The organism is Scytonema sp. UIC 10036 (genome assembly GCF_009725235.1).
Map to the genome: position 1 here is coordinate 60,679 of NZ_WJFC01000023.1, position 12,886 is coordinate 73,564.

General features: G+C 42.3%; 11 protein-coding genes. 7 read left to right on the forward strand and 4 right to left on the reverse strand.

Going from position 1 to position 12,886, the window contains the following annotated elements:
• The first annotated feature begins 48 nt into the window (after nt 1-48).
• The 6 genes from waaF to F7734_RS13375 all read left to right on the forward strand — a co-directional run bounded on the left by waaF (nt 49) and on the right by F7734_RS13375 (nt 6,341).
• Nucleotides 49-1,200: a lipopolysaccharide heptosyltransferase II gene (waaF, locus tag F7734_RS13350; protein ID WP_155745181.1), complete on the forward strand. Its 1,152-nt coding sequence runs from the start codon at nt 49-51 to the stop codon at nt 1,198-1,200.
• 48 nt (nt 1,201-1,248) lie between these two features.
• The gene (locus F7734_RS13355) at nt 1,249-2,052 is read left to right on the forward strand and encodes a glycosyltransferase family A protein (protein ID WP_155745182.1); all 804 of its coding nucleotides are present in this window, start codon (nt 1,249-1,251) and stop codon (nt 2,050-2,052) included.
• 63 nt (nt 2,053-2,115) lie between these two features.
• Nucleotides 2,116-3,114 carry a glycosyltransferase family 9 protein gene (locus tag F7734_RS13360; RefSeq protein ID WP_155745183.1) on the forward strand — a complete coding sequence of 333 codons (999 nt, stop codon included), beginning with the start codon at nt 2,116-2,118 and terminating at the stop codon, nt 3,112-3,114.
• Between the two features lie 30 nt (nt 3,115-3,144).
• Nucleotides 3,145-4,341, forward strand: a complete 1,197-nt coding sequence (locus F7734_RS13365) for a glycosyltransferase family 9 protein (protein ID WP_243146860.1) — start codon at nt 3,145-3,147, stop codon at nt 4,339-4,341.
• Between the two features lie 117 nt (nt 4,342-4,458).
• The gene (locus tag F7734_RS13370; RefSeq protein ID WP_155745184.1) at nt 4,459-5,667 is read left to right on the forward strand and encodes a glycosyltransferase; all 1,209 of its coding nucleotides are present in this window, start codon (nt 4,459-4,461) and stop codon (nt 5,665-5,667) included.
• 11 nt (nt 5,668-5,678) lie between these two features.
• The gene (locus F7734_RS13375; protein ID WP_155745185.1) at nt 5,679-6,341 is read left to right on the forward strand and encodes a methyltransferase domain-containing protein; all 663 of its coding nucleotides are present in this window, start codon (nt 5,679-5,681) and stop codon (nt 6,339-6,341) included.
• A gap of 319 nt (nt 6,342-6,660) precedes the next feature.
• On the opposite strand, the gene F7734_RS13380 is transcribed toward F7734_RS13375, so the two are convergent.
• On the reverse strand, nt 6,661-9,057 hold the full coding sequence (locus tag F7734_RS13380; RefSeq protein WP_155745186.1) for a heavy metal translocating P-type ATPase: 2,397 nt from the start codon (nt 9,055-9,057) through the stop codon (nt 6,661-6,663).
• Between the two features lie 157 nt (nt 9,058-9,214).
• Here F7734_RS13380 and F7734_RS13385 point away from each other — a divergent pair, with 157 nt between their 5' ends.
• The gene (locus F7734_RS13385) at nt 9,215-9,553 is read left to right on the forward strand and encodes a metalloregulator ArsR/SmtB family transcription factor (RefSeq protein ID WP_155745187.1); all 339 of its coding nucleotides are present in this window, start codon (nt 9,215-9,217) and stop codon (nt 9,551-9,553) included.
• 390 nt (nt 9,554-9,943) lie between these two features.
• On the opposite strand, the gene rppB is transcribed toward F7734_RS13385, so the two are convergent.
• From rppB to F7734_RS13400, 3 genes are all read right to left on the reverse strand, one after another.
• Nucleotides 9,944-11,332 (reverse strand): two-component system sensor histidine kinase RppB, encoded by a 1,389-nt coding sequence (gene rppB, locus F7734_RS13390; protein WP_155745188.1) that lies wholly within the window; start codon nt 11,330-11,332, stop codon nt 9,944-9,946.
• Nucleotides 11,310-12,023 (reverse strand): two-component system response regulator RppA, encoded by a 714-nt coding sequence (gene rppA / locus F7734_RS13395; protein ID WP_155745189.1) that lies wholly within the window; start codon nt 12,021-12,023, stop codon nt 11,310-11,312. The genes rppB and rppA overlap by 23 nt, the downstream gene beginning before the upstream one ends.
• Nucleotides 12,024-12,395: 372 nt before the next feature.
• On the reverse strand, nt 12,396-12,881 hold the full coding sequence (locus F7734_RS13400; protein ID WP_155745190.1) for a DUF2808 domain-containing protein: 486 nt from the start codon (nt 12,879-12,881) through the stop codon (nt 12,396-12,398).
• Between the last annotated feature and the right edge of the window lie 5 nt (nt 12,882-12,886).

Consider the following 12,886-nt stretch of genomic DNA (forward strand, 5'->3'; position numbering starts at 1 on the left):
AATCCAAAATCCAAAATCCAAAATCCAAAATCCAAAATCCAAAATCCAATGATTCCCTGGAACTTTGCTAAAAATATCCTCTGCATTAGACTCGACACCATTGGCGATGTACTAATGACGACACCAGCAATTCGTGCTCTCAAAACATCACATCCCAATCGCCGGATTACACTGCTAACATCTTCTGCGGGTGCAACAACTGCTTCACTTGTGCCAGAAATAGATGATGTCATTGTCTATGATGCACCATGGCTAAAAGCAACAGCACCCCGACAAAATAGCCGTCCCGAATATGAAATGGCAGACTACCTGCGAAATCTTCAATTTGACGGTGCGGTAATTTTTACAGTTTACAGTCAAAATCCCCTTCCCTCGGCATTTTTATGTTATCTAGCAGATATTCCCTTACGGTTGGCACATTGTCATGAGAACCCATACCAACTCTTAACAGATTGGGTAAAAGATCCAGAACCAGAACGTTTCCTGCGTCATGAGGTTCGCCGTCAACTCGACTTAGTTGCCACTATCGACTGCCATACAGACGACGAGAGAATGTCTTTAGGAGTCCCAAATAAGGCTTTAGCTACTGTCGGTAATATCTTACAACAACTTGGTATCGATCCAGAACATCCTTGGGTAGTCATTCATCCCGGTGCAACAGCTGCTTCAAGACGGTATGCACCTGATAAATTTGCTCTTGTTGCCAAGAGTCTAGTTTGCGACTTCAATATCCCAGTCATTTTTACGGGTACGCAACCAGAACAAGAACTCGTTGAAAGCATCATGGCAATGGCATCCGTTAGCAACATAGCTTCTCTAGTGGGTTGTCTTGACTTAACCGAACTAGCAGCTCTGCTGTCACTGACTCCTTTACTGATTTCTAATAATACTGGTCCAGTTCACATTGCCGCTGCTGTTGGTACACCAGTTGTGGATTTGTATGCTCTGACCAATCCCCAGCATACTCCTTGGAGTGTTCCGAATCGCGTTCTTTTTCATGATGTTCCTTGTAAAAATTGTTATAAAAGCATTTGTCCTGAGGGACATCAGAATTGCTTGAGTCTGGTGACTCCAGAGTCTGTGGTAAGTGCGGCTCGCGAACTGTTGAGTGAGACTTGGGAAAAAGTTTTAAAAAAAGGAACCGCAGATGAAAGCAGATGCACGCAGATGAAGGCGGATCTACTTATGCAAGAGGTTTAATGACAAATGACAAATAACCAATGACCAATGACAAATGACAAATGACCAATGACTGTCGATATTTTGATACCTACTTATTGTCGTCCCACAGCTTTGGCTGTTACTTTAACTAGTCTGATCGCTCAAACTTACCGTGACTTTCGCGTTGTTATTTCTGACCAAACTGAGGATAGCAATCCGGTGGAAAGTGGTGAAGTACAAGCAGTATTGCGCGTACTTCAATCTCACGGTCATGTGGTGGACGTCTATAAAAATTTACCTCGTCGCGGAATTGCACAACAGCGACAGTTTTTACTAGAACAGGCGAAGGCGACTTATGCTCTTTTTTTGGATGACGATTTAATTTTAGAACCCTTTGTGGTTGAAAAAATGCTCGTCGCTTTACAAGAAGAGAACTGCGGCTTTGTTGGTAGTGCTGTTATTGGACTGAGCTTTATTAATGATATCCGCCCTCACGAGCAAAAAATTGAGTTTTGGGATGGTTCGGTTCAGCCAGAAGTTGTAAAACCTGATACGCCGCAATGGGAACGTTGGCGTTTGCATAATGCTGCTAACCTTTATCATATACAGAAGGATTTGGGTTTAACTCCAAACCGACAGCGTAAGTATCGTGTTGCTTGGGTTGGTGCTTGCGTGATGTATGATACTGAAAAACTTCGCAGTATAGGGGGCTATTCGTTCTGGCAGCAGTTACCATCAGAACACTGTGGTGAAGATGTTTTAGTCCAGTTGCGGTTGATGGAACTTTACGGTGGTTGTGGAATTATTCCTTCAGGTGTTTATCATCAAGAGTTACCTACGACTATTATCGATCGCAGTTGTCCTGCAAATAAATATGTAGTTAGTGGTTAGTGGTTAGTTGTTAATAGTTCCCACTAACAACTAACCACTAACAACTATCTACTAACAATTCTTATGCAAAAAATCCTATTTATCGAGTTACTAGGTGGTATTGGAGATGTTGTTATTGCGCTGAGTGCAATTCATGCCTTGGCACTAACTTACCCTGAAGCTGAATTAACAGTTTTAACTTTTCGACCGGGCAATGAATTACTAAAAAGTGACCCGCTGATTAAGCGGGTTATTTGTGCAGAAAGTGGTAAAGCTAAACAATCGGTTATTGAATTACTTTCTCGTGAAACTTTCGATTTGATTGTTTCTGACACTAATTATGAAGATATAGATAAAGTTATCTTAAATAGTAGCGCATCGCAAAAAGTTACAAATTTGTGGCGACAACCTCCACCAGATGAAAAAGTGGGCGATCGCTTTGTTAAAATTTTACAAGCAGAAGGTTTAATCGGTGCAAATGCCGTTCAACCCACACAAATTTATTTAACTCATGAAGAAATCAATAAAGCACAAGAGCAATTTGTTGATGCCTCTCGTCCTATAGTTTTTTTATGCCCCGATGCGGGAATGGGAATCAAGCGATGGTTTGATGTAAATTTTATAACATTAGGTCAAATTTTGCAGAAGCGTTGGAATGCAACTATGGTGGTTCCAGTTGGTTCTGATGAACAGCAAGCATTGGCGATCGCTAAAGGCATTGGAGGAGAAGCACAAATTTTTCCGCGAGGAAAATTACGAGATTTTGCAGCGACTTTGGCTTGTGGTGATTTAGTCATTGCTTCTGACACTGGTCCTGCGCGGATAGCTGCCGCATTAAATGTGTTAACTATTACTTTATTCGGTCCTTCTTGGCACGGTCGTTACGGTCAGCCGTCGCCCCATGTCAATTTACAAGGATATCCGGAGTGTTCCGAACGGAATATCAGTAATTTTACAGTGCAAAAGTGTTGGTATAGTGGTGCGTGTCCTCTGGATAAAGGTTGGCAAAGTTGTATGGAGGGCATTTCTGTTGATGAGGTTTTAGCAGTCGTGGAAGAAATGTTTGAACCGCAGAGGCGCTGAGGTCACAGAGGAAAAGAGAGGAGGGCTAAGTTGAGAAACCTAAACTTTACAGACAAATTAGAGAAATTTAATATCAACGTCCATCCGCGTTCATCTGCGGTTCAAAAACCAAAACTTCAAGAGTGGCAGAACATATTAGTCATGCGGTTGGACAATATTGGCGATGTCATAATGACAAGCCCAGCATTGCGGGCTATTAAAGAAAATTTGCCAGAATGCCATCTCACACTGATGGCAAGTCCAGGCGGGGCGCTAGCAGCAGAATTACTACCTTGGGTAGATGAAGTATTACCTTGGCGAGTCTTGTGGCAAGATTTGGGCAAATTGGATTTTGACCCTATGCGAGAGTGGGAATTAGTGAAAAGGCTGCAAAACAGCAAATTTGATGCAGCGATTATATTTACTAGTTTTAGTCAAAGCCCTCATCCTGCAGGATTTCTATGTTATTTAGCTGGTATTCCATTACGAATTGGTGAATCCAAGGAAGTAGGCAATGGTGTACTGACACTAGAAGTTCCATCCATATCAGATGAGGTTCATCAAGTAGAACGAAACTTAAGATTAATTGAACAAGCAGGGTTTGAAGTACAAGATCGCAGCCTTTGTATCCATATTTCAGAAACAGCGCAACAAGAAGCTTTATCTCTTTTGTTAGGGACTAGGGACTGGGGACTCGGAACTGGGAAGCATAATATTTCTCAATGCCCGTTGCCCATTGCCCATTGCCCATTTCCCAATTACCTCCTTCTCAATCCTTGGACAAGTTGCCAATCACGAAATTATGATTCTCAACGCTTTGCGATCGCTGCACGTCAGCTTGCAGAACTAACACAAATGCCTGTGGTAGTGACAGGTGTAGAAAAAGATCGCCCCAAAAGTGGCTTATTACTTGAAACACTCAGCAATTTTGCAGTTGACTTAATTGGTAAAACCACATTATCTCAACTAGCAGCACTTATAGCCAACGCAAAGTTAGTACTGACCAATAACACCTCAACAATGCATATAGCCGATGCGACGCTTACACCCACAGTTGTGATGTTTGCAGGAACTGAACTTGAGTCACAGTGGCAGCCTCGTAACGGCACATCCCGCTTGCTTCGCTGTCCCACTTCATGTAGTCCGTGCTATGCCTTTACCTGTCCCTACAATCTTGAATGCCTTGATATCCCACCAGAGGAAGTCGTCGCCACAGGGTTGAAATTGATACAAATAGCTAATGGCTAATAGCTAATGGCTAATAGCTAATGGCTAATGGCTAATGGTATTAACAACTAACAACTAACAACTAACAACTAACCACTAACCACTAACCACTAACCACTAACCACTAACCACTAACAAATGATTGCTATCATTGCTGGTACTTATAAACCCGAACGTTGCGGTGTAGCTCACTACACTGCTTGTTTGCGAAATGCCCTTAATAAGTTAGAAGTTCAGTCTGTTGTCCTCACAACTCATGCAGCTGCACAAGAAGTCAGTGAACCTGAGGTTAAGGGTGTGGTAAATGATTGGCAATTAACCGATTTGTTACCTTTAGTGCGATCGCTACATATTATAAATGCTGACATTTTGCATCTTCAACATGCAGCAGGTACATATGGTTTTGAACGCTCTATCTTTCTGTTACCATTACTTCTTAAAGCGACTGGATATCGCAAACCAATTGTAACAACTGTCCACGAATACGGCTGGTGGGAGTGGCAACCCAAGGGTATACCACTACAATTTCTGGAATGGTTAAAGATGTGGGGACAGCAACATGGTTGGTGGGATAGGGAAGATGGATTTTTACTCACTTTAAGTGATGCGCTGATTGTCACCAATGCCGAAGCAGAAGCAGTTATCCGCAAACGTCTACCACAATTAAACAACCGTGTATTAAGTATTCCCATTGCTGCTAACGTCGATGTTTTTCCTATCGATCGCAATACAGCACAGCAACTATTACGTGAGAAATATAATTTTACAATTGATAATATTATTATTGCCTTCTTTGGTTTTCTCCACCCAGTTAAAGGAATAGAAACTCTTTTACCAGCATTTCAAAAAGTTCTTGAAACTCATCCACAAGCACGACTGTTACTTATAGGTGGTGTAGAAAGTTTAGCTTTGCGGGGAGATGAAGCAAAATGTTATTGGGATAAACTCCACACCCTTGTTGCAGAACTCAATTTAAACAATAAAGTGTATCTTACAGGCTATTTAGATGCTGAAAGCGCCTCTAAATACTTTTCTGGATGTGATATTGGAGTACTTCCTTTTCATCATGGCATGACTATGAAAAGCGGTTCGCTTCTGACTTTATTAGCTCATGGTTTGCCAGTCATCGCTACGCAACATCCCACGCCTCTCCCTGAAAATCATCCAGTATACCTAGTTCCTCCACGTAATATTGATGCTTTAGCAGATGCCCTTTGTCAATTACTAAATCATCCTGAAAAACGCAAATATCTAGGCGATGTTGGTCGTGCTTTTATTCAAAACTTCACCTGGTCTAATATTGCGCGATCGCATTTAAATATTTACCAACAACTACTAAAATCCTAAAATATCATCAAATGATTAGAGTACTTCAAAACCGACCAGAAATTGATGTAGCTACCCACAAGATTCAGAAAAAAGGTTTACCACAGCATTTTGATATTTATAAAAACTGGGATCATTTACTTATTTCTGAACTCATTGTTAATAAAGATAGGCATTCTTTCATTATTGATTTAGGATGTGGAGAGTGCTGCACGCTCAATTTTCTTTCGGCTTTAGGTTTTCAAAATCTTCATGGAATTGATTTAAAAATTCTCCCAAATAGAATGAGTACAGCCTATGCTCTGTATGAAGGAGATATTATCAAAACTCTATTTGATAGTGATTCATGTGATGTTGCAATTACAGTCTCTACAATCGAGCACGGCGTAGATTTGCCAGCCTTTTTTGCGGAAGTATCAAGGTTATTGAAAGTAGGGGGCTTACTGTTTATAACAAGTGATTATTGGGAAGAACATATTGAAATTGATAATTCTATCAAACCCTTTGCTCTTGATTGGAAGATATTTTCTCAAAGAGAAATTGAAGAATTAATTGTTTTAGCTAAAACACATAACTTAGTTTTAGAAGGAGATGAAAATATTCCATCTTGCTTAGATAAGCCAATTCATTGGTATTATGACTATACATTCATAGCTTTAGTTTTTAAGAAAGTACCAGCAACTCAACAAGCTTAGATATTGCATTTACATCAATGCAATATTTTATACACTTTTTGCACAATTTTAGTAGAATTAGGTGATGATGGTTCGCGTTCGTTCACAAATCAAACGTTGAGGCGCTAAAAATAGCTCCGACATACAGCACTTTTGAGGTTTGTGAGGTACAACAATTGCAGAGTGGCTTGTAAACGTCGGAATTTGAATTATGTACTGTACCTTATAAACTCCGAATCTGCTGTATCTGGGTTCTTTTGTCAATGCGTAAGCCCTAAGAATATTGAGATAAATCCTTTGTTGGAGATAGCCGATCGCTCTCGTAGAGAAGTAAAAAAAACTAATAACTCTTGGTTCTAAATAACCGCATCCCATTTGCGGTTACAAGCAAGGACGTTCCCATATCTGCCAAAACAGCCACTGCTAACCCCACAAAACCAAAAGTACCTAGTGGTAAAAACAGTCCCTTGGTGACGAGGGAGAGGACAACATTTTGCTGAATCACTGACACGGTACGGCGGCTTAAATTTACGGCATCAGGAAGTTGTCTGAGATCACCCCCCACCAGCACAACATCTGCTGTTTCCAAGGCAATATCAATTCCACCTACAGCAAAGCTAACATCTGCAGCAGCTAAGGCAGGCGCGTCGTTGATACCATCGCCAACCATGCCAACCACTCCAGAACGGCGAAGCTGATAAATCTCTTGAAGCTTGTCGAACGGTAGTAGCTCTGCCCGATACTCTGAAATGCCAATCTCTTTGGCAATCTGCTGAGCCACCGCAGTGCGATCGCCTGTCAACATGACAATATGTTTTAGTCCGACTTGTTTGAGGAGCCGCAACGCTTCAGAAGCTTCTAACCGTACCCCGTCTGCTAAGGCGATCGCTCCTAGCACTCCCAATCGAGTTCCTACAAGGACAGGGGTTTGTCCAAGAGACTCGATAGAAGCTAACCTTGTTTCTGCTTTCTCTGAGAGGGAAATCTCAAGTTCTGCAAACAGACGGCGGTTGCCAACAAAGTATACTTGTTCCTCTAATTGCCCCCAAATTCCTCTTCCTGGTAGAGCATTAAAGTTGTGAGGAGACTGTAACTCTATCCCTTGAGCCAATGCCTCAGTCACAATCGCTTGCGCTAAAGGGTGTTCAGACTGCTGTTCTAGGCTAGCAGCAATCATCAGTAAGTGTTTTGCCACTATGTTGTCTAAGTCATAAACCTTTTGAACGACTGGCTTTCCTTGAGTGAGGGTTCCCGTTTTATCAAAGGCGAGGGTATTCATGCGCCCTGCTGTCTCTAAAGCATTTCCTCCTTTGAACAGAATTCCTTGATGGGTTGCAGCACCAATAGCGCTGACAATGGAAACCGGGGTGGAAATAACCAAAGCACAAGGGCAAGCGATCGCCAGCATCACTAGCGCCCGATAAATCCAAACGTTGAACGGTTGAGCGAAAACCAATGGGGGAATGAGAGCAATGCCAACGGCTACTAGGAGTACAACAGGTGTGTAGATAGCAGCAAAGCGATCTACCCATTGCTGAGTGGGTGCGCGGCTTCCTTGTGCTGTCTCAACTAGGTGAATAATGCGTGCAACGGTGGTGTCGCTTGATCGATGAGTGACTTCGACCTCTAGATAACCTGTTTGATTTAGGGTTCCGGCAAAGACACGCTCTCCTGGGGCTTTATCTTCTGGAATAGATTCTCCGGTGATGGGGGATTGGTCAATTGCTGAATGACCAGACAGGACGATTCCATCCAATGCCACGCGCTGCCCCGGTCGAATGGTCAACACTTCACCAATCTCAATTTCCTCCACTCGAACAGATAGCTCTTGGTTGCCTCGTTTGACAGTGGCAGTGGGTGGGGTCAAATTCATTAATTTACGAATGGCATTGCGGGTACGACCAAAAGTGAAACTCTGTAGCGTTGTGCCTAGTGCAAACAGAAAAACGACTAGCGCTCCTTCAAACCAGTCCCCTAAGATGACTGCCCCAATTGCTGAAATAGTCATTAGCAGGTTCATATCAGCTTGACGTGATAGTAACGCAAACCAACCCGCCCGTGCTATCGGATAGCCAGCTACTACCATCCCTATGCCGTAAAAAGCCCGTGCTAGCCATATAGGTAGCGCCAACTGCTGCGCGATCGCCCCCAATAACAACCCTACCCCGGAGAAGATAATGCTTTGTCCTTGACGACTAGATATCCAAAATCGCCACTCGATCAAATCTTGTTTCTGCGTTTTTTCCTTTGCAGGTGAAGCACTGGTTGTTACTGGTGTGCTTTCTTCAATGGCTTTAACGGTATATCCCAACTCTTGTATACGCGCTTTTATCAGCTTTTCCTCAACTTGTCCTGGGTCATAGGAGACAATGAGCTTGCTACTGGCGAAGTTGACGGACGCATCAGCAATCCCAGTCATTTGCATGAGATTCGTTTGAATAGTTTTGGCGCAACTTGGACAATCCATCCCGCTAAGGAGCGCTTGTAGAGTTTTGAGTTGAGGTGGTTCAGCCACATCAACTGTGTAACCTAAAGCAGTCACACGCTCAGCGATTGCCGTTTCGTTTAAGAGTTTCGGGTCATAGTACACTCTCAAACGTCCTGTTGCAAACTTTACTTCGGCTTCAGTGACACCTGGTAACTGCTTTAATCTAGCTTCAATGGTTTTGGCACAACTGCCGCAGTCCATACCACTCACTAGTGCTTGTAGGGTTTTGACAGAGGGAGCCTTATTCATCGGGAAAACCTACTAATACTAAATTGCTCTCCATCCAGGTGGCATCCTGGACTATCATGCAGTTAGAGGTATCCGGGTTAAATGACACGGTTCTCTATCCTGAACAACATATCAGTGATAGCTGATATTTTCCAATAATAACGCCTTCTGGATACTAATGCTCTCTAAAACTCAAATTGCTAAAGATAAAATAACCGATCTGAAGGTCAAACTATTTCGGGGGTTTTCTGACCACTCGCGGATGTCTATCCTCAATGCCTTGCGTTCAAGACCGTTAACTGTCAATGAGATTGTAGAAGCAACAGGACTCAACCAGTCTAATGTTTCTAACCATCTTGGGTGTTTGCGTTGTTGTGATTTGGTTGTCCGTCAACAGCAGGGGCGTTTTGTATATTATCAACTCAGTGATGAACGAATAGCCCAACTTCTCGACTTAGCAGATGAATTATTGGCTAATGTGGCTCAGGGGGTAAACTCTTGCGATCGCTATGATTAAAGACTTGCCTAATCTAAAGGGAATTTTTTACAATGGAGTTAATTTCACCTTTATAATAGATCTACCCAGAGCAAATATTCTTTTTTTCAAAATCTCCAAGAAAGCCTAGATTCTAGCCTAGAAACGTATCGATTTGGTGTAATTTTTCGTTACTTGTAGCAAGCACAATGATGATTATACAATTCCATTTGGTGCCTTTGGTGGTATAGGATCAGTAGTATTTAGCCTGAATACAATAAGTTTTACAGTTAATCCAACCCAAGCAACAAGTGGACTTGCTGCTTTAGGGATTCAGTCATTTAGTGATGTCAAAGTTGCCAATCTAGAAACAGCCGAGATTCTTCAAAGTTTGTTCTTGTTTAATTGCAAGTTTGGTTAGGTTTTTATCAGCTACAGGAGCAAGTCAGAGGACGAAGTATCTGTTAACGGCAAGCGAACGATGAAGGTGCTACCTTTACCAAGTTGGCTTTGCACCTGTATGCTACCCTTGTGTGCCTGAACAATAGCCTGCGAGATCGCCAATCCCAATCCCGCTCCACCAGTGTTACGCGAGCGATCGCTATTGATGCGATAAAAGCGATTAAAAATTCGCTTTTGCTCACTAGGTGCAATGCCAATGCCCGTGTCATGTACTTCTATCACAGCATGACCGTTGTTGCGTTTGAGAAGAACACTTATATAACCGCCTGCTCTGGTGTATTGAATGGCATTAGCAATTAAATTAGAAAGCAGACATAAAAGTTGATCTTCGTCCCCCATTACGTATAACGGCTGATGATATAACACGGAAGATGTTAGTTTCAAAGAAGCTGCATTCGCCAACGCGGAAAATTCTTCTATAAGGTCATTTATTAAAACGTTGAGACAGCAAGGTAGCCATTGTGTTGCCAGTGTTTGCCGATCTAGTCGAGACAGTAGCAGCAGATCGCCAACCAGTTCAGCGAGGCGGCAACTTTGACGCATAACAGATGCCAAGGTATCTCGCGCTTCCTGCTCGGGCAGATGCTCCATGTCCAGAACAGTTTCTACTGTTGCATTAATTGCTGCTAGAGGAGTACGCAACTCATGGGAGGCATCAGAAGTGAACTGTTGCATTTGTTTATATGAAGAGTCAATTGGTTTCATTGCTAACAGAGCTAGCCACCAACTAGAACCGCCAACTAGGAGTACCGTAATTGGCAATCCCAGCACTAAAACCAATTTTAAAGCAGCGAGACGACTATCAAGTTCTTTGAGAGAGCGCCCCACTTGTATGTAGCCCCAAAGCTGATTATCTTGAGTATGCAAAGGCAGAGACATTTGGTTGTAACGATTGCTTTGTGAGTCTTTAACGGTTTGCCACACTTGTGTGACTGGCATAATCTTGGGCAATTCGTTAGGCTGAAAACCTGCCACAGCAATCAACCGTCCCGAAGTATCAACAAAACGGATATAATATTGTTTATCTTTGTAAAGAACATCAACAATGCCATGTTCTGAGTGGGCAAGTTGATTGTGGGTAAAGATTTTTTGGGTGGGACAGCTCGACTCAGCTTGACAAATATTTGGTAAAACTAACTGAAAAATTGGCTCCGTGCGACCAGGCTTTTTCAGATTTGCTTCAATCACATTATGCAGTGTGACTGTTACAGATTCCAGTTCCCGATTGATAGAAATCAGGTAAGCTTGGATGATTACCTCATACACGGCGAAACTGCAGAGGGACATAATCAAACCCATAATCCCTGCATACCAAAGAGCAAGCGTTACGCGAGTCTTACGAAACAGTCTCATCTGCATTGCTAGGATTCAAACGATAACCCATATTAGGGACGGTTTCAATTAAACCATCACAACTGTATTCCGACAGTTTGCGTCGTAAAAGTCGAATTTGAGCAGCTACCACGTTACTAATACGTTCTGCGCTGAAGGTATAAAGATGACTCAAAATTTGGTCACGGGTAACAATTATGTTGGGACGTTTCATGAAGTATTCCAGCAGATGGAATTCCTTCTTTGTTAAAGTAATGACCTGCGTGTCACCATTAGGGCGCTGACGAGAAACTGTACAACTACCATAGTCTAGGATAAGACAACCAACTTGAAGTTGCTGAGGTTGGAAGCAGGGCGATCGCCTTTGCAAAGCCCGCAACCGCGCTAGTAGTTCCGCCATGCCAAACGGCTTCACCAGATAATCATCCGCCCCTGCATCAAGTCCCGCTACCTTATCTGCCATGCTGTCTTTTGCTGTTAGCATTAGCACAGGCAAAGAGTAGCCACGAACCCGTAAACGCTTACACAATTCCAAACCTGATATTCCTGGCAGTAACCAATCAAAGATTACCAGTGTATATTGCGTCCATTGGTTTTCCAGACAACTCCAAGCTTCAGTGCCGTCTAAAACCCAATCAACAATATATTTTTCCTTGCTTAATTTGCGTTTAATTGACGCGCCCAAGTCTGGCTCATCTTCAACTAGCAGAATTTTCATACAAACAGCTGCGCTTATTTAAGTTAGCATCAATAATTATGCGGTCAAGCTACATTAATTAGTAGCCCTGCATTAATATCAATGAGTATAACAGAAATTTTGTAAGAATTTTTACAATAGCTTCCTGCTATTTTTTACGTGACTTATACCAACTTCGTAAAGTCACTCAATGACTCATGAGGTACACCCCCCTTTCATCCCCCCTCTTTCATCCCCCCTTAGTAAGGGGGGACAGAGGGGGGTAATTTTTGTACCTCACTAAGTTGAGATTTGCTGTAATCTTCGGGCGGAAAGGGAGTAAGTCTCTATTTATTACTTAAAAATTCATTGATTAAATCCTAATAATCAGTATTTTCTATCTACACTTGTGGATTAGTAATGACGAAACCGAGCTACACCTATAGGAATTTCTGCATCACTGCCAACTACTTTAGCCCAAAAGCGATAGACAAGACCATTACCACCAGTTCGTCGTTGTATACTGTTGAGGTCAATATGAAACTTAGTGTTAGGAGTCACTGGTTCAGGGAAAGCTAGTATTATTGTTTTACCATTAACAGAAGCATTAGTATTAATTTTCTGCTCATTGTCATCCTCAACAGCGATCTTCTTGATGTCATTACTTACAGTTACAGTGGATGGAACCTTAATAATGAGTTGCTTAAGAGCTTTGCTACTCTGGGGAACGTGTAACTGGAAAGTATGCCTAACGGTACGCCAGCGAGTAGGAGGAAATTGGACGTTTCCATGAATATGGGTAATTGTAGTATCATCTAAATTGGCACTGGCAAAATCAGCAGGACTTAAGACTGCGGTAGCTAGAGCAAATGCAGTAGCATAAATTAATATTTTTTTCATTTAAC